Source organism: Alkaliphilus crotonatoxidans, assembly GCF_054658015.1.
Genome location: NZ_BAAHXS010000006.1, coordinates 1,126,930 through 1,146,684, shown reverse-complemented (window position 1 = coordinate 1,146,684; position 19,755 = coordinate 1,126,930). Strand labels below are relative to the sequence as shown.

Genomic DNA, 19,755 nt, shown 5'->3' with positions numbered 1-19,755 from the left:
GATCTTGGAAAGGTCAATTTCCCAAAGTATTATAAAATTTGATTTGGCAATATCAATTGTTTCAATTATTGCCTGTGCCTTTATCTATTCAACGGTTGATCATGTGGCAATAAAATATATTACCATAGCAGTACTGGCTGCCATTGCCCTGGTATATGGCTTAAAGGTATTTAACTCTGATCTGGGGGCAGACCCACAAAAAAACCTGACTGATCCCATTACGGTTATTGCTTTGCTCAACGAAGAAGATGAGATCATCAGGGAATGGGAACTTTATGGAAAAACGGCTGTGGTCATTGGAAGAAACACCAAGGAAATTCAGGTTGATGTGGATTTAAGTGATGTCACCTACGCTTCCTTAATTGACCCTCAGCATGCGGTTATGAATTTTGCATCAGGTAATTGGTATATTGAGGATGTCCATTCCCAAAACGGAATCGGCCTTCAAAAAGAATCAGAAAGAACCAGCAGTAGATTAGCAAAGGATAAACCTTGTAAAGTAATCAAAGGAGACATTGTTTTAATTGCTAAAACTAAACTTTTGATTAGATGAAACGGAGTGTTCGCAGATGAGTCTTATTCGATGCCAGAATGGCCATATGTTCAGTGAAAGAAGATACGGGACCATATGTCCCTATTGTAATATAGAAACAGCAGTGAAGGAGCCTCCCCAACTGCCTCCCAAGGCCCTGGATGTTGAGGAGGAGCTTTTAAAGGAGATAATTCCCCCTGTGTGTGGCTGGATTGTCTGTATTGAAGGCTCCCGGGTGGGAAAGGACTATAAAATTAAGGAAGGTAAAAATTTCATTGGCAGAGCCGATGATATGGATATTCAAATACTGGGCGATAACAAAATTTCAAGAAGAAATCATGCCATCATTGTATACGATCCTAAAAAGAGAAACTTTGTATTATTGCCCGGTGATGCGTCAGGAATAGCCTATTTAAATAATGAAGCAGTTTATGTACCCACTCCCCTATCTCCCTATGATGTAATTGAATTGGGAAGGTGCAAATTTCTCTTTGCACCCTTCTGCGGTGAACACTTTGAGTGGGACGACACGGGTGGGGAATAGCTTCATGGAGAGAATAATCGTTGAAAACACCTATGAAATTATTATTATTTTAATCAGTATCCTGTTGGTACTAATTATCACCAGGGAATTGATCAAGCTTGAATTCCCAGAAAACCAGTATCGCTTTTTAGATTTGGGGCAGGCCTCCTATATTGGTGATCGAGAATACCAGGAGGATGCCATGGAGGTTGTCCATACCACCAGGGGAACCTTAGCCATAGTGGCCGATGGCAGGGGGAAAAACAAAGCTGGAAGAATTTCCAGCGGCATGGCGGTGAAAATCTTTACCGAGCTTTTTATTCGTGATTCCGCTTTGGCCAATGTCAACTATTATTTTAAGCGGGCCTTCAACATCACTAATCAAAAAATTCTAGATCGTTTGGGAGACCAAAGGGGCGGTGCCAGCCTTGCCTGTGCCATCATTGACAAAGGACTTCTGTACTATGCCTCTGTGGGAAATACCCGAATGGCAGTCTTTAGAAATAACCAACTAATTTCATTAAATGAGGGCCATACAGTCAATGTATTGGCCCGAAAAGGCTTCTATCAGGGGAAAATCAGCCGGGAGACTGCTCTGACAGCCCTTAAGGAAAAGCGTGTACTGAATTATGTTGGTCAGGAGGGCTTTAAAGAGGTGGAGGTATATGATGTTCCGGTTCGATTAAAAACCGGCGATACTGTTTTATTAATGAGTGACGGGGTCTACGAACATTTACCCGAGCATAAGCTGGAGACAGCTTTAAAGGCCAAGGGCAACAGCCAAAACCGGGCCGAGGCTATCATTAGCCTGATAAAGGAAACAGCTAAGGAAGAACGAGATAATGCCAGTATCATTCTGATTAAGTATAAAGGAAATTAAATAGGGTGCGTACATATGAGAAAAATAAATTCAAAATTTGTGACCAGCTTTGTATCAGAAGCCGGAAGCCTATTGCAAAATAGAGATTATTTTGGCTTCGTAGAATTAGACAAGTATGCAATTTATGTGATTGCCGACGGAATTGACAATGAAGTAGATATGTTGGGGGCAAAAATAGCTGTAGCCAGTATCATTAGCTATTTCAGTGAATCCCCCAGTATGAGAAGCAGTTTTTTGGAACAGGTACTTAGAAGGGCCAATGAAGAACTGATCAACCAGAGTAAAAATATGCGGTTGAAGGCGTCTGTTACCATCGTGGTGACAGATTACGTAAAAATTCGTTATGCCCAGGCAGGTAATACCCGATTCCACCTTTTTCGGGAGGGCTTTTTAAGGGAGCAAAGTGAAGACCAGTCTTTAACCCAACAGTTGGTCAATGAAGAAAAGCTGCCCCTCGACAAGGTGGCCAAGCACCAGGAAAGGAACAACCTATACTGCTATTTAGGCCAGGATGAACGATTAAATCCCTTTGTTTCAAAAAAAGTTAAATTAAAGAATGGTGACATCATCACCCTTTCCACCAAGGGGATTTGGGAAAACATTGACCTGGGAGAATTGACCGATGGTGTGGTGGAGGCTAAGGAGCCCCAGGAGGCCGTAGATCATGTGGAGGAGCTGATTCTTTCAAAGCAGCCCAAGGAATTAGAAAACTACACCTTTGCTGCCATCTTTGTGGACAAGACTTATGAAAACCCCAAGAGGAAGCAAAAAATCAAAAAAATTATCATGACGGCAATACCGATTATTTTGGTGGTAGCTATTATCTTTTCGGTATGGTATTTCAGAAGGAAGCAACGGCTAGATCAAATTAGTAGCATGAATTACTATATTGAAAGCGGCCATAGCTACATAGAAGATATGAATTTCATTCGGGCCAAAGAGGAATACAAGGCCGCCCTGGATATTGCCAAAAAGCTAAAATTAGACGAAAAAAGGGATTATATTGACAGCTATTATCGACTGGCAGAAACCATTATTAAAGCAGACGAGCTGTTATATGACGGAAAATATGAAAATGCTCTGGGAGACTATCTGTCGGCCCAGGAGAGGGCCTATTATGCTGACCATTTGGCCAAGGACTATATTATTCAGCAGCTTGACAAGGTTAATGGCTTCATCAAGGTGCTGGAGCTAATACAGCAGGGGGATCAAAAAAGAGACTTTGATGACCTGCATGGAGCCCGATTAGATTACCAAGAGGCTAAAAACATGGCCACAGCCCTTTATTTCAGAGAGGCCCGGCAGGAGGCCCAGGAAAAGCTGAATCAGATCTATGAAGAGCAAAAAACCCGGGAGCAGGAGGCGGCTAAGGAGGCCCAGGAGGCCATGGCCCAGGCCGAGGAGGAGGAAAAGGAAGCAGCCCTGGCCCAGAAGGAAAGCATGGAAATTCAAATGAATGCCATTGAAATGACCAAAAAGGGTGATGTCAGCTATCGTATTGGTAGCTACCAGGATGCCAAAATGTATTATACCATGGCCCAGGAGCTGTATCGACAGGTAAACCAGACCCGATTGGCCAGGGAGCTGGAGGAAAAAATACAACTGACGGAGCAAATGATTACTCAGCAAACCAAAAGCCAGGCCAGAGCACAGCAATATGTAGCCGATGCCATGGAAATGGCCGAAGCGGGGAATTTGAATGATGCAAGGCTTCTTTATCTCTTTGCCAGGGATATTTATGAGGCGGCAGAAATAGAAGAGGAAGTTAAAAGGATTGATGAAAAGATTGGAGCCATCGAAGCATTAATTGAAGAAAGGAATGGGGAGTCACCCCAGGTGAGGCAATGAAGGAAAAAATCTACGACAGGATTAATCACATTGATCACTTAAAGGATCGGGCCCTCTTTAGGGAACTGTTAAATGGGGTGTTTATCCCCCTTTATGAGCATAGCCAGGAAATGTATCAGGCCCTGGAAAAAAGGGTTTTTGACGAGATAGAATATACCCGGCAAAACTACAGCGTCTATACTACCATTGTTAAAAAGCAAGACTATGATCCAATTCATTATTATCTTCATCCTATGCTGCCAGAGGATGTGGAGGAAAGAACCTATGATTTAAACCATATTTTAGAAGCCATGGTTGAGAAAAGGGAGGTTAGGCTCTTTAAGGTATTTCTTGAATGTGATTACCTGTTATTTAAGGAGCTGTTGGAAAAGCAGGTGGATTTTGAGGGACAAATTGAGACCAACCAAGGCAGCAGAAAGGCCACCTTCAGGCTGAAGGAAAATACCCAATATTGGGATCGGATCGAGAAGCTTTATCAAATCTTTATTCGAAACAATATTCCCTGGACCACCATCAATGCCCCCTACGTGGCAAGAATTGCCGATGTTGTTTTAGTGAGCCATGAAAAGGAAATTTCAAAGGATGAGGAAATTCAAGGAATAAAGGTGGATTTTGGTCAGTACAGTCAATATGTTAGGTACGATATGGTGCCCCTGTGGAATATTCAAAGGCTGACCCTGAAAAGTACAGGCTTTCCCTTTCCCTGTGAAGATGAGCTAAATTATGAACACAGTATTTCCCTAAATGGAGAGGGGGCTGAGCATGGCTTCCTGGTGGAATATGAAAATCAAGATATTAAATACATCAGACACACAAAGGATAGTCTGCTGATCACCGCCCAACGGGATGAAGCCCAGGAATGGGAGGTCTATAAGGTTGTCAAGCAAAGGGCCTCTAAAATAGAAAAATATGAGTATGAGTTGATTTCCAATTCAAAGGATATCAGCTTTGTAGAAAAGCTGTCGAGCTACAAGGGGGCCAATGTCAAAACCAAGGCCGAGCTTATTCGGATTATCAATTCCTATGAGGCATCGAAATATTTACAATTTGAGGACATTAAAATTATTGACAGGGGAGTCGATGACAGGCAGGAAACCTATAATATGAATTCCTTTATTATCGATGAAATCAGGGACAGTACCTATGGTAAAAGGTTGATCCTATACTTTAGTCCCCTAAAGCCCGGTTACTTTATTTTAAGGGATTTACTTAGCTTTATCATTTCTGAAATACAGCAAATTTATCCTGAATATCATTGCGAGGGAAGATTGATATGAATTACATTTGGGATGTTCTATTACGGGCCAAAGCTCAGAATATTAATGTAGAGGCCATCAAGTTCAAATACCCACAATCCTACAGTCCCTATATGGAAATTGCCTTTGAGGACTTGAACACATCAACAATTAATGATGAACTGACGGTGGAAATTAACCCGTATTACCGCTTTTATCATATCTTTAAGGATCTATTTAATATCAATCTTGAAGAAAGCCTGGAGTGCAGAGAGGCACTTTTTGATATTTTAATACACTATCTGGGCACCCTGGATTTAAAGCAGGGTCTGACAAAACAGAAATACTATGAGAAGTATATTTTAAAGGATATAAATAAGCATCTTTTTTCAGAGCATATCAAAAAATTGATGGGGGCCTTTGATAACAGTGAGCAGAGCTTTATATTGTCGGCCCTGGTGAGCCTTTATACAACAGGCAATTCCCTTGACCTTTTCAGGAGGGTTGTCAAACGGATTTTCAACAAAAGCATTGTCTATATCAATCAGGATCACGGTAAGGAAATACTCATTTATTTAGGCGAGGCTAAAAAAACCATACTTGAAAATAAAATAGAAATTTTAATTTCATTATTTTTACATATAGAATTTAAGGTCTTTTTATACTGGCAATACCATTTTGGTGTTTTGGGAATGGATGACACCATGAAAATTGAAAACATGGTATTGTACTAGTCAAGGAATTCGGGTGATCAATCATGGCATATACATATAAATTACATAAAAACAATTTGAAAAAAGAAGCAAAAAGGCCTCAGGGACGTTACCAGCAGCATCGTCTGGAGGCCATGACGGTTTATCAACTGCGGGATATCTGCCAAAGGGAAAGGCTGGTAAAAAGTACACTGAATCTGTTAAACAAGGATGAGCTCATCAGGCTGATTATGCGATACCGGGGAGCGACAGAGGGGCTGTTTATTAAGACCCACCACGAGGAGGGCTTAAAAAGACTGCAGCGATTTATTTCCAAAGCAGTGCAGCTTCCCCTTGAAGGCCATACAATCCATTCTCCTTCCAAGCTGGTGCTTTATGAAGGGCTTAATGTGGAAATTTTCGATAACTACTTGGTCAGGGCCACAGGAGCCCTGGATGAGGGGAATGTGATTCTGGTGGATGGAAATGGTCAAATTTCTACGATTTTTAACCTGGTATTGGGTGACAATGGAAACTACTACTTAACAAAATCTGCTGAGGTTGCTGCGGTAAAAAGCACCACCAAGCATTATCGTCTGCTGTACCTTGATAGGGAACAATCGGAATTAATTTACCATATTTATTATGGTACCGCCCAGCATATTCCCCAATACCTCATGGCCTACGGTGCCGAGGTGCTAGACTTCAATATTTTATCACCCATGGAGACCGATATTCCCCTGGCAATAGACTTTGGAACAAGCAACACCACAGCAGGTATCTACCTGAATCAAGAGAGCTTTCATCTGCTGAATCAGGGTAGCTCCATGGAATCCCTTAAAATAAATGATATAAATGGGGTAGCGGTTCTCAATACAACGGTGGAGCCGGCAGAAACCACCCCGCTGATTCCCAGTGTTGTGGGCATTAGGGCCATTGAAGAAAATGAGATTGACTATGTTTTTGGCTATGAAGCCCTTCGTTATTCAAAATTAAGCTATATTGACGAGGGAATTTGTATTTTCTACGATATTAAACGTTGGGTTAGTGATTATGACAGGGAAGAAAAAATTACCGACCTGAAGGGCCGAAGCGGATATGTGAAGCGAAGTGCCATTATCAAGGCATTTTTGGAATATATTATCGGCCTGGCCAAGCAGCGCTTTAAATGTAATTTTAAAAATATTCATATTTCCAGCCCTTCAAAGCAGAAGTATCGCTTCTATAGGTTATTTCAAGAGGTCTTGTCGGACTACGAGGTGGCCTATGAGGATATGCTTGATGAGGGGGCTGCAGTACTTTTCAATACAATTCATGAACTGATTGATAAAAAGTCTTATCAGGAGGGGGCTCCCTATCGAGCCTTGATTATTGACTGTGGCGGAGGAACCACAGACTTATCCTCCTGCGAATTTAGAATATATAATAACCGTGTTTCCTATGAAATTGACATCGAGACCGCCTATGAAAACGGTGATACAGACTTTGGCGGTAATAATCTGACCTATCGACTGCTGCAGCTCATTAAAATTGTCTTTGCCAGCATTTTGACCGGCAAAGGCCAGGGGATAAAGGAAGAGCTGTTAAAGGCCTTTGATGTAGATTTATTCCGTCATGTTGATGAATATGGCAGCAGGGAAATTTACCTTACTTTGGAAGAGGCCTATGATAGGGCAGAGGAAATGATCCCTACTCGATTTAAGGACTACGAAAGCAGAAGCAGCCATGATTATTTTAAGGTGAAAAGTAACTTTTACCTGCTGTTTGAGCTGGCGGAGGGGGTAAAGAAGGCTTTTTTTAAGCATAAAAGCCTGCTGACGCTGAAGGTGAATTCCGAGGCACCCTTTCATCATGGTATTGATGAGCTCCTATTTGATAAGTGGCGGCTTCACATCAGACAGGATGGAGAATTAAAGCAGCTGAGGCATCCCCTGGAGGCCACCTTCAGCCGCTATGATATACAAACCCTTTTGAGGGCCGACATTTATCAAATAATTAAGCGATTTTTAGAAGGGATTTATGAAAGGGGTCAGCTCTTTGATTATTCCATCATTAAGCTGACGGGGCAATCCTGTAAAATTGAACTTTTCCGTGAAGCCTTGAAGGAATTTGTGCCCGGCAGGCTGATTCAATATGGAAGGAATCAAAAAGCCCATCAGGACGACCATGAGCTGAAGCTTACCTGCCTAAGGGGAGCATTGAAATATTTACAGGCTAAAAAATTTGGCTATATCAATGTAAATCTTCGTACCCGAAAGCCTGCACTGCCCTATATGATTACTACCTATACCCACCGGGGTGATGAGAAGGTTTTAATTCACAGCAGCCAACGCCAAAATACCCAGGGGCATATTTCAAGGTTTATGGAAAGAATTACACTGAAGCTGTATTTGAAGGATGCCAATGGTAACGTTCGGTATGAATATGAATACGAAAACCGGCCCGAGGATTTTGTTCAAACCACCTATGAGGAAATTTACAAGCGTTATAAGGACAAAATTATTCAAGATGAAACTGACAACATTGTGGACAAGGAGGTAAAATTCTTTGTCTGGGCCAGGGAGGCCGAATGGGGCTTTTGTGTTGTACCGGTGCTAAGGGAAAAGGAGATACTATACATCGGCAAAGAAGCCTTTTACAGCTTTGAAAATGATACATGGGAAATGCATTTCTTTGATGGATTAAAATAAATGAAAAGGGGATGAGCCTTTGATTTCAAATATCATGCCTGTTTTTACCCGCGGCAGGGTATTAAAGCTTGAAATGCTGGAAAGTTTGCGGGATTTCCCAAAGGATCTGGTGAGTACCTATTTCCATAGCTATTCCAATGGAATTTTGTGGGGAATGGGACTTGAGGTGGAGGAAAATGAAATAATTATTTCACCGGGGGCCATCTACTTTAACGGAGTTGTCTATCTATTGAGGGAAGCCCATCGGGTACCCTACAGCCATACCAACGATACGGCCATTTTAAAGGTGAAATTTGAACCGAAGAAGGAGGCTAATGACTTTGTTCAGTATCAAACCCAGGTAAAGATTGACCTGGGGGATGTGGTGGCCCAGGATGAGATGGAGCTGTGTCGATTTAAACTAAAGATAGGGGCCCAGCTGCGTACAAACTATGTGGATTTTCAAGATATGTCCACAGAATTTAATACAATCAATGTGATACATGTCCCCTTTGCCTGTCAGGGTGAAAGCACCCTTTCGCCCCAGCTCCTGGCGAACTTTGCCAGGGAAGCTTTTCAGTATTCAATTAAAAATCCCCTGGACTCAGCCTTTACCCTCCAGTGCCTTCAGCAGCAGACCTTGAATCGAGGCCTAATTACAGCCTATATAGGAGCGAGGCTGGGCATTCAATGTAATGAGGCATCTAATGGGGAGCTTTACAGATATTTGGTTGAGGTTTTAGATGCAATAAAAAATGAACGTGAGGTAAAGAGCAACAGTAATTATTTTGGTAGGAAGATATTAATAGAATAGACGTAGTAGCTTAAAGAAATGTTAGATAAATTGAAAAACAAAGGGGGCTTTATTGAATGGAACATATGGATGAGAAAATATTAGATTTAAAAAATCAGTTTAAAAAATATGAAGGTAAGGATATTTCAGAAACTGTCTGTATTGGAGGGGACGAGTACAATTTTATTATAGAAAATATCTTTTCTGAAGGTTCAAGGGAGCAGTAAAGCAAAAAAGTAGGAGCAGTATAAGGCAGGCATTAAGAACCTTTTTTAATAATACAAAGCTTCAAAGGGAGCTTTTGAAAAAACTAGGTGTAAATAGTATAAATGAAGCAAAAAGAGTTATTCAAAAAAATCCTGATATTTTACTGGAGCTTTTTCCTGATAACATAAAGCCCTTATGGAAAATTGAAAGTTTAACCAGAATAGTTGAAACCATAACTGGCGAATTACTGGATTAGAGGAGAATTATACGGAAGAAGAAATGAAATTACAGCGAATTATGGGCTATGAAGAGGAAAGGCAAGAAAAAAACAAAAATAAAGGCCATATTTTACAGCCCATTCCCATGGGGAATTAGTGTACGCCAAAAAAAAGAATAAAGTGAAATTAATATATCAGGAGGATAGCATATTATGAAATATAGCAGGCTGGAATTGCTAGCCAAAACTGGGGGAGTGGTACATTTAGCTATAAGTTTACTTAGTTTTTTAATATTTTTATTTTTTATAGCTATTGGTATAAATGATTATTTTTCTATTGGAGATAAAGAAAAGATATATATAGGGCTATTATCCTTAATACCGTCACTTGGTATTGGTATACCTATTCTTCGTGCCTTTGGTTATGACATCATTCAAAAAAATGTCAAAACTTATAAAGGAAAAATTGGAAAGCTGGTAGGCGAAAGAGATGAAAGGGTTAGAGCATTGGTGTCAGTAACAATTTCAATTGAGGGGAAATATGTTACTGAAGAGGGAGAAGTGGAAAGAAAGCCTCGCTTTATATGTAATTATGAACCATATTTTGATGTATTGGAGTCTTTGAAGGGAAAGGATGTAGTAATCTCCTTTCTTCCTAAATCACGTCTGATTATAGATATGACATATCTGGACGGAACCCCTGTGGTGGAAGATGGGCAACTAAGCTTTGCTGCTAAGATAGAGCTAGGCAGGGGGGTTTTAGGGGTGGCAATATTTCTTCCGATATTACAGTACTTCACAATTCTGCTGGAAGCTTTTTGGATGAAAAGCAGTGAAATTATGGAAATAACAATTGTATTTGGTCTATTACTTTTAGCATCGGTCGTAATAGGAATTCTATTTTACCTGAATGCTGGAACAATGAAGCGATTTGTCTTACTGTGGCGGCTATGGCTTGTGTTTGGGGTGACGATAGGAATTATAGTAAATATCTTGGTAGGAATAATCATATTTAATCCTGATATAAACAGCCATTTCATAAATAGATACTTATTAATTGATGAAATTGACAATGGAATTTTTATTTTGAAATTAATTTTTTATGTAGTACTAATGATAAATGGAACAACACTTATATACTTAAAGAATTTTCCCCATAACCCCAAGTATATGGATGCATTTAAGACGTATATTAATTCACGATGGCGAAGATGGTAGAATTATGAAACTAAATAGATTCAAATTACTTGTTAGAAGTGGAGCTGGAACTTATTTGTTTTTTGGAATCTTGGGGTCATTAGGTTTTTTGTTTTTTTCCATAACTGGTGTTAAAGATTACCTATATATCGGGGACAAAGAAAAAATATACACTAGTTTATTATTCTTAATTCCATCTTTATATTTTATCATCACCACTTACACCGCTGTTGGAAATGACATCATCCATAACAATATAAAAAGATATAGAGGCAGGATAAGAAAAGTAGAATACAACCGAGATGTCAGAGGCAGAGGGCTAGTATCCCAAACGATTTATTTTACCCAGGGAAAATACATAGATGAAAATAACCAAGAGGTCAAAGCCACTGGCCCACAGATTTTTCTAGCTAACTATGAGCCATTTTTTGAAATATTAGGGCATTCTGTTGATGTTGTAATAGAAATTTATTATCTCAGCAAAACCAATATAATAATGGATATGAAATTTAAGGATGGTAGTCCAGCCTATTATGGACAGTTTAGCTTGCAGCGAAAAATCAACCTGGGTAGAGGAATTTTAATTATGCCTTCTATCATGCTGGCCTTCCAATATCTCTGGTTTTTATTAGCGGGCTTATCCTTAAATGCTACCTATAGTAAGGGCGTGATCAGCTTTTCTGCCATAATGATTGTTTTATATACTGTTATAGGGGCAGTCCTTTATAGATATGCAGGTAAACTAGGGAATTTCAGCAAAATATGGTGGCTATGGATTACAACTGGGGTAGCTGTCTGTAGTACGTTGGTTTTCGCTATAGGTGCTTCATTGTGGATTTTTCCAAATGCAAGGAAATATCTTATAAATAATGTCCTACTTGGAGAAAACATAGGAAATGAAATTTTAGATCTAAAGTTAGCATGCTACGTAGGTATATTGGTGATTAGTGCCTGTTTGTTCTATCTAAAGAATTACCCCAAAAATCCCAAATTTGTTAATGCCTTTAATACCTATCTAAAATTAGCTTGGCGTAAATAGTGATAGCATTTGGTGAAGTTTTATATGGGGGATGAACTATGAAATATAATAGATTGATATTGATTACCAGAAGTGGAGCTCTGATATATGCTGCATTAGGACTATTAATGACATTAGCCACCTTGATAACGGGGATTATGTCACTAAATGATTATTTAAAGAATGGAAGCTATGAATTTATTCATATACCGATATTGGGCCTGGTGATTGTATTGATTTTCATATATTTCTACAGAGATTTAATAAGAGATATCCTTAAAAAAGATATAAAAGAGTATACAGGAAAAATCGGAAAGCTGGTAGGCAAAAGAGATGAAAGAGTTAGAGCATTGGTGTCAGTAACAATTTCAATTGAGGGGAAATATGTTACCGAAGAGGGAGAAGTGGAAAGAAAGCCTCGCTTTATATGTAATTATGAACCATATTTTGATGTATTGGAGTCTTTGAAGGGAAGGGATGTAGTAATCTCCTTTCTTCCTGAAACACGTATGATCATAGATATGACATATCTGGACGGAACCCCGGTGGTGGAAGATGGACAACTAAGCTTTGAAGGTAAGATAGCGGTGGGCAGGGGCGTTTGGGGAGTCACATTATTTCCTCCGATATTACAATATGTCACAATTCTACTGGAAGCATTTACGATGAAAAGCAGTGAAAGTATGGAAATGAGAATTTTATTTAGCCTATTACTTTTAGCATCGGTCGTAATAGGAATTCTATTTTACCTGAATGCTGGAACAATGAAGCGATTTGTCTTACTGTGGCGACTATGGCTTGTGTTTGGGGTGACGATAGGAATTATAGTAAATATCTTGGTAGGACTAATCTTATTTAATCCTGATATAAACAGTTTTTTCATAAATAGATACTTATTAATCGATGATATTGATGATGGAATTGTTTCCTTGGAATTAATACTTTATGCAGGAATAGTAATGAATGCAATAACACTTATATACCTAAAGAATTTTCCCCATAACCCCAAGTATATGGATGCATTCAAGACATATATCAATACACGATGGCGAAAATGGTAGTATTATGAAACTAAATAGATTCAAATTACTTGATAAAAGTGGCATTACTGTATACCTTATAATATTTTTAGATCTAAAGTTACCATGCTACGTAGGTATATTATTGATTAGTACCTGATTATTCTATCAAAAAATTACCCCAAAAACCCAAATTTGAAAATTTCTTTAATACTCACCTATAGTTGGTTTAACGAAAATAGTCTTACCCATTATTAATAGACTAAACACAAGGAGGTATGAAAATGCAACCCATTGATGAGAAAATTATTGGTTTTATTCAGGCGGCGGAAAAAGCCAAGGAAAACCGAGATATTACTGCAGGGCCAATTAAAATCGGCCAGAGAATGTATCAATTTATCGAGAGAGATTTTTTTCAGGAAAAACTCTTTCTCTATCTGCCAGAGGACTTTGAAGAAATGGACAAGGCGCAGCGGGAAATAAAGTACCCCGCTCAGCAGCGGCCCCAAATTATTAAAACCGATGAAACAGGCAGCGTGAACATCACCCTTAATCCCATTGACGAAGATTTAGACGAAGATGGGGTCAAGGAGCTGACAAAGGGCATGAAAAACATTATTAAAAGGGTCAATCCCGCCAATGTTTTTTACAGCGACGGGGTTGAAAGGGTTGGGGAAAAAAACATTGGCTTTTTTGAATTTAAAAGCCCTGCCTTAGACGAGTTCATCTATAATATTATGTTCTTCTTTGCCCTGGAGGGAAAGCTGGTTATGGGCACCTTCAGCTGTCGATATGCAGCCTATGAAGACTGGCGAGACATTGCCTTTCAGATAATCAAATCTATTAGAACCGTAGAATAGGGGAAGGGAGGAACAGAAATGAGTAAATCAGTCTATAGTTATGGGGATATCGTCATTTCCCCCTATCAATTTGAGAAGATAATTGATTTTAAGCTGACTAGGGCCTTAAATGAACACGCCAAACTATCCATTAAAGGGGTTGTACCCCAGGAAAATCTGGACGAATATGTTGAAAACGCCAACAGCCAAGAAACCATCGAGGTTCAACTTAAGGGGGATGATGGTTCAACCCTGCTTTTTAAGGGAACTGTAACAAGGCTGTCTGTTGAGGCAAAGGGTGATGTCAGAAGCATAGCTATTGAGGCCCTGAGCGGTACATTTTTAATGGATGTGAAAAGAAAAAATAGATCCTTTCAGGATCATGCCATGACCTATGGTGAGATATTTAAATCGCTGACCAAGGATTACCCCCATTCCGATGTCATTGATAAGGTAACCAAGGGTAAGGCCATTGGAGGGCTTTTGGTTCAGTACAAGGAGACCGACTGGGAGTTTATAAAGCGATTGGCTTCCCATTTTAATGCTCCCTTAATTCCCGATTGTCGATTTAATGGGGCAAAATTCTTTGTAGGACTGCCCCAAGACCTCCAAAAACAAAGCCTTGATGAATACCATTATACCATTGAAAAGGACCTTAAGGGATACAGGCTCAAGACAGAGAACGATTTGCCAGGGTTAAATGAACAAAATTTGATTAGCTATAGTATTGTGAGTCACCAATTGGTTGAATTGGGCAGCCCAGTAGCCTTTAATCGACGAACTCTATTCGTTTATCAAGCTATTACCGAAATGAAAAATGGACTTTTGACCAATCGATACGTTTTAAGAGACAAAAAGGGGATGGGAAGAAGAAAAATCACCAATGTCGCCCTGGCAGGGGTATCGCTTTTCGGAAAGGTACTAGATGTAGCCAAGGATAACCTCAAAATTCAACTGGAAATAGACGGTCAACAGGACAAGGGCAAGGCCATGTGGTTTCCTTATTCCACCATCTATTCTTCCCCCGATGGCAGTGGCTGGTATTGTATGCCTGAGGTTGGGGATCAGATCAGGGTACATTTTCCAGATGATGATGAAAAAAATGCCTTTGCTGCCAGCTCAGTGAACCTAAGCTCATCTAACCCGCAAAAAAGAAGTGACCCATCGGTAAAGAGCATTAGTACTAAATATGGTAAAGAAATTGTTTTTCAAAAAGGTGCCATTGAGATCATTGGCAATGGTAAGCTGCTTATGCGGCTGACCGACGATGGAGGTATTGAAATCAACAGTGACAAGAAAATTATGCTGACGGCTGAAGAAGATATAGAAATTACAGGTGGAGCCAAAATATTGCTGCAGGGTGAAGGAGGAGTTGACTTAACCCAGGGGGATGCCGCCCTTACCATTTTAGATGAAGTCACCATCAGCGGAGCGAAGGTGAAGATCGAATGATGAATCGAGAGGAAGCCATACAGGATTTTATGGAAAGGTATGTAATAGACAGATGGCAGGATGAAATGCTGGCCATTGACGAGCGATATGCCAAAAACAAAGCGTCCATTGAAAAAGAACTAACCGATGCCTTTGTTAAGGTATGTCACCAAGCTCAGCTTCTACAGCAGCAGCAACGTAAGGGTTCAATACACTACATTTACTTCTCCTTTTTAAGGACAAGCATTTTAGAGAATAAATCCACCTATCGTATAGACTTCTATGACGAGAATTGGTTTTTAGACAATGAAGAATGTTGTGGTCACTGGGATGTAGATTTTATTTATCACTCCCTTTTCCAGCATATGAGGGAGCTGGAGGAAAAAAGAAAAGCCTATGCCCGGAAGGTAACCGCTATGGATATTGAGCATTTTAAGCTCTTTGAGGCCTTTAAATACAATATGCTGGTAATTGAATTCATACGTGAGCAACTGCCGGCCCTACGGGAGCAAGAGGCCTTTAAGGGTGTAAAGTGTAGTGAAGAGCTTCATATTTTAGCCGGTGAATACATGGATCAAAGTGAAATATTATATGCAGGGGGCGAGGTGAAGGCATAATATGGATTACTTTTTATTAAAGCAGGATAGGCGGTATACCAATGTGCCAATTTTAATGGACTTAATGAAGCAAATTGATCTAAGGGACATTAACGAGCTAAGGGCCCATCGAATTGAAGATACCAAAATTTTTTATGTTAAGGCAGATGAAGAAAGCTGTTATTTAGATATTTTAGACAGACAGCTTTATCTGGTTTCCACCAGACTAAAAAAGATCATAGAAAAATATGAGCCTGATTTGATTTTTAAGACCATGCCATTAATAGATTTGATCCATCGCAGACAGGAAAACTATTACCTACCCATATTCAAAGAGGTGGAGGCCCTGGGCCCAAGCAGTGAATTTAACCTTGATAAAAGTGTGATCACCAAATTAGTGTTAGATCAAGAGAAGATAAAAGGAAAAAGAATCTTTAAAATTAAAGAGGGGACAGCGACCCAGGTGGTGATACGACTTGATGTGGCTGAAAGCCTTTTAAGACGGGGTTTTTCAGGTCTGTGTCTGGAAAAAGTAGCTGTCGAGTAAAGGGGGAACAACCAATGGCAGATATACAGGGATATGTTGTAAGAGGGGCAAGTATGAGGTGTAGATGTGGAAGCCACCCGAGAAAGATTAATCTTCCGGTTAGCCACGGCTCCTTTGTTAACCAAAAACCCATGCTTAATGAAGAGGATAATAAGGAAGAAAATATTTCGAGCTTTGGAATATGTAGTGGGCCTGCTAATCCCAGCAATGAAACAATACATCTGGTGGGAGAAGATGGAGCGGTAGTAAGCGGTAAGCCCTGTCAGCCAGAAATATTGGCAAAATGGCTGAACACCAAGGAGGATGCCCTGGTGGAGAGGAAGCCTGCCCTTACCACAGCTTCACAACTAATCTGTGCCTTTGGCGGAGTCATCGCCTTTGAGAATGACGGGCAGCAGGAAGAATAAGGGGGTGTGGAGAAATGGCAGGCTTTGATCAAATCAGGGTTTCGGTACCCTACCCCATTAAAACCATAGAGGCCCTTGAAATAAAATGGCCTTTGAACGACCACGCCACGGTCTATATGAAGGCTATTTTAGACGAAGGGGCTAATGTAAACAGCACCATTAATGCCACCCTGGAGGACACCATCCATATCTACAGCATACAGGGGGGCGAAAAAACCCTTTTTAAGGGGCTGGTGACCAAGGTCAAGACCAGTAACCAGCAGGGTATTTACCAAATTCAGATTGAAGGAACCAGCGGCAGCATACTTTTAGATACAAGGAAAAAAAGCCGCTCCTTTCAGAATATCAATATGGTATATCCTGCCCTGTTAAAGGAAATCATTGAGGAATACCCGGGTCATGATTATATTAATACCATGGGTGATGGTACTAAAATTAAAAGCCCCGTTATACAGTACAAGGAAACCGACTGGCAGCTGATTAAACGTCTGGCCAGCCAGTTTAATTCAGTAATTGTCTGTGATATAATGGAAAAAAAGCCAAGGTTCTTTTTTGGGTTTCCCCAGGGAAAAAACTATCGAATCGAAGAAGATATCCCCTACAGGGCCGATAAAGATCTAGAGGCCTTTCAAAGGGCAGGGGGCTATGAAGCAGGCTTTCACGATACAGATTTCTTTCATTACTACATACAGAGCCGGAGCCATTACCAAATCGGGGACGAAATCTGGTTTAAGAAAAAAAGAATGTATGTGACCCAGGTAGAGGTCAGGCTCGAAAAGGGTGAACTGGTATACTGCTACCAATTATCAAGGCGAAAAGGAATTTGGCAGGAGCCCATCGAAAACAAAAAGCTAAAGGGAATTACCATGGAAGGAAAGGTGCTGGATGTAAAGGGGGAGGACGTCAAGCTGCATCTGAGTATAGACAAGGAGCAGTCCAAGGAAACCGCCCATTGGTTTCCCTTTGCACCCCCCACCGGGAATATGATGTACAGCATGCCTCAGCTTGGCACCTATGCCAGCCTCTACCTGCCGGAAGCTGCGGCAGACCGGGCCAAGGTCATTGGCTGTATCAGAAAAAACGGAGCCACAGCAGAAAAAACAGCCAACCCCAACAACCGCTACTTTGGAACCGAGCATGGAAGTCAGCTGGCCCTGACTCCAACAGAAATCACTATCACCGGCGGCAGCCCAGAACCCCTGCTAATCAGTTTAGAGGATGAAACAGGCATTACCCTAAAGAGCCACAAAAACCTGACCATCAATGCCCTAGAAGAAATCATCCTTAAAACCCCAAAGCAAATACGACTTAGTGCCCAGGCCCAAATCTTTGCAGGGCTGCCCAATCAAGAGAGCGGCTTATCAATAGAAAGCGAATACCACATATTAGGGGCCAAGACAAAGGCAGAGGGAACAGACCGAACCACCTACCCACCCTTTGATGATGAACCCCAGGCGGCAGAGCCCCCGGTGGAAAAGAAGAAATTCAACTGGGGAAAGCTGGCCCTGAATGTAGTAGCAGGCTTAGCGGCAGTAGCAGTGGTGGCAGTAGCGGCAGTGGCTGTGGCCGCCACCCTTGGAGCAGGAGCAGCGGTAATAGGGGGAATCGCCATAGCCGCCACTGTAGGAGGCACCTCAGCTGTGGTGAGCCATGCCATTTCAGATATAAGGCAGGGAGAGGTCAGCAGCGTTTGGAGCTACGTTGGCAGTGCCGCCCGGGAGGCCACCGTATCAGCCATATCAGCCGCCATATTCGGGCCAATGGGAGCAGGAGGTACCCTGAAGGCAAAGATGTTCCTTGGAGGTGTAACCAATGCCTTTGAAAGCTGCGTCAGACAAGCCCTGTCGGGAGAAGGAATCAACCCCTGGGTAGCACTGTTTGACGGACTAGTAGGAGCCACCGTAGCATGGGCATTTAACGCCAAATGGGCAAAAAATCTGGGGGGCAAAATAGTCAATAAAATAAACAACGTAGCCCCATGGCTTAAAAAGGGAGCCAACAAAATCCTCAACAACATAGACGACATGGCCCAAAAGATAGGAAATGCCAGCAGACAATTCGGAGAAGAAGCCCTAGGAGGGGTACAAAAAGCTGTCAAAGAAGCAGGAGAAAACTTCGCCCAAAGGGCAAACCAATTGATCAATTCCATTGACAATATCAAACTGGGCGGCATGATTCCACTGGCAGCAGGGAATGTAGAAGTACCCCTGAATAGCGCCAATATGATGGATACCCCGGAACTTTCAAAGAACCAACAGCAGGTGGCCTTTATGGAGGCGATGGAAGGTAGGAATGGTGGGACCGGTGTTGTTGAGAGGGCGGGGAATACTAGATTAATACCTGGGACAGACGGTGTTGTGACTGGTGGGGACTCTACCAAATTAGGTAAAAATATGATGGAGGCTATGGGAGAGAAGAGATCAACCAAGTGGACTGGTTATCAAGCTCAACATATTATTCCAGCTGAGATGGCTGAGCATCCAGTATTACAAAAAATAGGTATGGATTTAGACGATGCATCAAATGGTTTATTTTTACGAGTACCAGCTGATGATGTAAGTACAATGTCAAGACATAGAGGATATCATTCAACTTATAATGAATTTGTGAAATCACAATTAGAAACAATTGATGTCACTCAAAGTGTTAATGTATTGCAACAGAAAGTATTAGACTTGCAGACTAACCTAAAGAAGTTGCAACAAAGTGGGTTGCCACTCTATCCGAATCAAGGTGCAACAGTCGATTTATGGCAGAGAAATTTAGATAAAATTAAGGGCGCTGTAAAGTCTTTCTGATGAATTATGGGAATATTTTATTGAAAGTAAATAAAGAAGAGCGCTTACGGCTAAAAAAAGCACCTTAAGCAAGTACATGGATATTTGAACCTTTGTAGTTACTATAACCATAGCATACCTTAGTATGAATATTGCCTACGACCACTGAATATTTCCTTATAAATAAGGTCTTAGCAGAGCTGTTAAAAGTATCTAGATGCGGGAGTTCAAAGCCAAAGGCAGACTGAGATCTGTGTCTTGTTATAAAATTTAAAAACTATAAATTCTTGAGAAAAATTAAGCTACTGTTGAATAATAGGAGGAACCC

Annotated in this window: 19 protein-coding genes; all 19 read left to right on the top strand. The window is 40.9% G+C overall.

Going from position 1 to position 19,755, the window contains the following annotated elements:
• Nucleotides 1–4: 4 nt before the first annotated feature.
• Entirely contained in the window at nucleotides 5–553 is a 549-nt protein-coding gene (locus tag ACYQ1I_RS17585) for an FHA domain-containing protein (protein WP_459767662.1), read from the top strand.
• Nucleotides 554–569: 16 nt separating this feature from the next.
• Nucleotides 570–1,076: an FHA domain-containing protein gene (locus ACYQ1I_RS17580; RefSeq protein WP_459767661.1), complete on the top strand. Its 507-nt coding sequence runs from the start codon at nucleotides 570–572 to the stop codon at nucleotides 1,074–1,076.
• A gap of 4 nt (nucleotides 1,077–1,080) precedes the next feature.
• Nucleotides 1,081–1,935 (top strand): PP2C family protein-serine/threonine phosphatase, encoded by an 855-nt coding sequence (locus ACYQ1I_RS17575; protein ID WP_459767660.1) that lies wholly within the window; start codon nucleotides 1,081–1,083, stop codon nucleotides 1,933–1,935.
• A 15-nt stretch (nucleotides 1,936–1,950) separates the two neighbouring features.
• Nucleotides 1,951–3,783 carry a PP2C family protein-serine/threonine phosphatase gene (locus tag ACYQ1I_RS17570; RefSeq protein WP_459767659.1) on the top strand — a complete coding sequence of 611 codons (1,833 nt, stop codon included), beginning with the start codon at nucleotides 1,951–1,953 and terminating at the stop codon, nucleotides 3,781–3,783.
• The gene (locus ACYQ1I_RS17565; RefSeq protein WP_459767657.1) at nucleotides 3,780–5,060 is read left to right on the top strand and encodes a hypothetical protein; all 1,281 of its coding nucleotides are present in this window, start codon (nucleotides 3,780–3,782) and stop codon (nucleotides 5,058–5,060) included. Before ACYQ1I_RS17570 ends, ACYQ1I_RS17565 begins: the two co-directional genes overlap by 4 nt.
• A complete protein-coding gene (locus ACYQ1I_RS17560; protein ID WP_459767656.1) occupies nucleotides 5,057–5,752 on the top strand; it encodes a hypothetical protein in 696 nt (231 codons plus the stop codon). The genes ACYQ1I_RS17565 and ACYQ1I_RS17560 overlap by 4 nt, the downstream gene beginning before the upstream one ends.
• A 23-nt stretch (nucleotides 5,753–5,775) precedes the next feature.
• On the top strand, nucleotides 5,776–8,400 hold the full coding sequence (locus ACYQ1I_RS17555; RefSeq protein WP_459767655.1) for a hypothetical protein: 2,625 nt from the start codon (nucleotides 5,776–5,778) through the stop codon (nucleotides 8,398–8,400).
• 19 nt (nucleotides 8,401–8,419) lie between these two features.
• Nucleotides 8,420–9,193, top strand: a complete 774-nt coding sequence (locus ACYQ1I_RS17550; RefSeq protein ID WP_459767654.1) for a hypothetical protein — start codon at nucleotides 8,420–8,422, stop codon at nucleotides 9,191–9,193.
• Nucleotides 9,194–9,249: 56 nt separating this feature from the next.
• Nucleotides 9,250–9,399: a hypothetical protein gene (locus ACYQ1I_RS17545; RefSeq protein WP_459767653.1), complete on the top strand. Its 150-nt coding sequence runs from the start codon at nucleotides 9,250–9,252 to the stop codon at nucleotides 9,397–9,399.
• Between the two features lie 74 nt (nucleotides 9,400–9,473).
• Nucleotides 9,474–9,635, top strand: a complete 162-nt coding sequence (locus tag ACYQ1I_RS17540) for a hypothetical protein (protein WP_459767652.1) — start codon at nucleotides 9,474–9,476, stop codon at nucleotides 9,633–9,635.
• 216 nt (nucleotides 9,636–9,851) lie between these two features.
• The gene (locus tag ACYQ1I_RS17535) at nucleotides 9,852–10,814 is read left to right on the top strand and encodes a hypothetical protein (RefSeq protein ID WP_459767650.1); all 963 of its coding nucleotides are present in this window, start codon (nucleotides 9,852–9,854) and stop codon (nucleotides 10,812–10,814) included.
• Between the two features lie 4 nt (nucleotides 10,815–10,818).
• On the top strand, nucleotides 10,819–11,832 hold the full coding sequence (locus ACYQ1I_RS17530) for a hypothetical protein (protein ID WP_459767648.1): 1,014 nt from the start codon (nucleotides 10,819–10,821) through the stop codon (nucleotides 11,830–11,832).
• A gap of 38 nt (nucleotides 11,833–11,870) precedes the next feature.
• Entirely contained in the window at nucleotides 11,871–12,872 is a 1,002-nt protein-coding gene (locus ACYQ1I_RS17525) for a hypothetical protein (protein ID WP_459767646.1), read from the top strand.
• Between the two features lie 242 nt (nucleotides 12,873–13,114).
• Entirely contained in the window at nucleotides 13,115–13,690 is a 576-nt protein-coding gene (locus tag ACYQ1I_RS17520; RefSeq protein ID WP_459767644.1) for a hypothetical protein, read from the top strand.
• Between the two features lie 18 nt (nucleotides 13,691–13,708).
• Complete coding sequence (locus ACYQ1I_RS17515; RefSeq protein WP_459767642.1) at nucleotides 13,709–15,121, top strand: contractile injection system protein, VgrG/Pvc8 family; 1,413 nt, start codon at nucleotides 13,709–13,711, stop codon at nucleotides 15,119–15,121.
• Nucleotides 15,118–15,717 (top strand): hypothetical protein, encoded by a 600-nt coding sequence (locus ACYQ1I_RS17510; protein WP_459767640.1) that lies wholly within the window; start codon nucleotides 15,118–15,120, stop codon nucleotides 15,715–15,717. Before ACYQ1I_RS17515 ends, ACYQ1I_RS17510 begins: the two co-directional genes overlap by 4 nt.
• Nucleotide 15,718: 1 nt before the next feature.
• Nucleotides 15,719–16,243: an imm11 family protein gene (locus tag ACYQ1I_RS17505; RefSeq protein WP_459767638.1), complete on the top strand. Its 525-nt coding sequence runs from the start codon at nucleotides 15,719–15,721 to the stop codon at nucleotides 16,241–16,243.
• A gap of 14 nt (nucleotides 16,244–16,257) precedes the next feature.
• Nucleotides 16,258–16,650 (top strand): DUF4280 domain-containing protein, encoded by a 393-nt coding sequence (locus ACYQ1I_RS17500; protein WP_459767636.1) that lies wholly within the window; start codon nucleotides 16,258–16,260, stop codon nucleotides 16,648–16,650.
• A gap of 14 nt (nucleotides 16,651–16,664) precedes the next feature.
• Nucleotides 16,665–19,448: an AHH domain-containing protein gene (locus ACYQ1I_RS17495; protein WP_459767634.1), complete on the top strand. Its 2,784-nt coding sequence runs from the start codon at nucleotides 16,665–16,667 to the stop codon at nucleotides 19,446–19,448.
• Nucleotides 19,449–19,755 lie beyond the last annotated feature (307 nt).

What these genes read in the sequence shown, in the direction of transcription:
- ACYQ1I_RS17515 (WP_459767642.1), top strand. Translation starts at nt 13,709, where the DNA reads ATGAGTAAATCAGTCTATAGTTATGGGGATATCGTCATTTCCCCCTAT.
- ACYQ1I_RS17545 (WP_459767653.1), top strand. Translation starts at nt 9,250, where the DNA reads ATGGAACATATGGATGAGAAAATATTAGATTTAAAAAATCAGTTTAAA.
- ACYQ1I_RS17560 (WP_459767656.1), top strand. Translation starts at nt 5,057, where the DNA reads ATGAATTACATTTGGGATGTTCTATTACGGGCCAAAGCTCAGAATATT.
- ACYQ1I_RS17500 (WP_459767636.1), top strand. Translation starts at nt 16,258, where the DNA reads ATGGCAGATATACAGGGATATGTTGTAAGAGGGGCAAGTATGAGGTGT.
- ACYQ1I_RS17570 (WP_459767659.1), top strand. Translation starts at nt 1,951, where the DNA reads ATGAGAAAAATAAATTCAAAATTTGTGACCAGCTTTGTATCAGAAGCC.
- ACYQ1I_RS17520 (WP_459767644.1), top strand. Translation starts at nt 13,115, where the DNA reads ATGCAACCCATTGATGAGAAAATTATTGGTTTTATTCAGGCGGCGGAA.
- ACYQ1I_RS17505 (WP_459767638.1), top strand. Translation starts at nt 15,719, where the DNA reads ATGGATTACTTTTTATTAAAGCAGGATAGGCGGTATACCAATGTGCCA.
- ACYQ1I_RS17525 (WP_459767646.1), top strand. Translation starts at nt 11,871, where the DNA reads ATGAAATATAATAGATTGATATTGATTACCAGAAGTGGAGCTCTGATA.
- ACYQ1I_RS17530 (WP_459767648.1), top strand. Translation starts at nt 10,819, where the DNA reads ATGAAACTAAATAGATTCAAATTACTTGTTAGAAGTGGAGCTGGAACT.
- ACYQ1I_RS17495 (WP_459767634.1), top strand. Translation starts at nt 16,665, where the DNA reads ATGGCAGGCTTTGATCAAATCAGGGTTTCGGTACCCTACCCCATTAAA.
- ACYQ1I_RS17565 (WP_459767657.1), top strand. Translation starts at nt 3,780, where the DNA reads ATGAAGGAAAAAATCTACGACAGGATTAATCACATTGATCACTTAAAG.
- ACYQ1I_RS17580 (WP_459767661.1), top strand. Translation starts at nt 570, where the DNA reads ATGAGTCTTATTCGATGCCAGAATGGCCATATGTTCAGTGAAAGAAGA.
- ACYQ1I_RS17575 (WP_459767660.1), top strand. Translation starts at nt 1,081, where the DNA reads ATGGAGAGAATAATCGTTGAAAACACCTATGAAATTATTATTATTTTA.
- ACYQ1I_RS17555 (WP_459767655.1), top strand. Translation starts at nt 5,776, where the DNA reads ATGGCATATACATATAAATTACATAAAAACAATTTGAAAAAAGAAGCA.
- ACYQ1I_RS17510 (WP_459767640.1), top strand. Translation starts at nt 15,118, where the DNA reads ATGATGAATCGAGAGGAAGCCATACAGGATTTTATGGAAAGGTATGTA.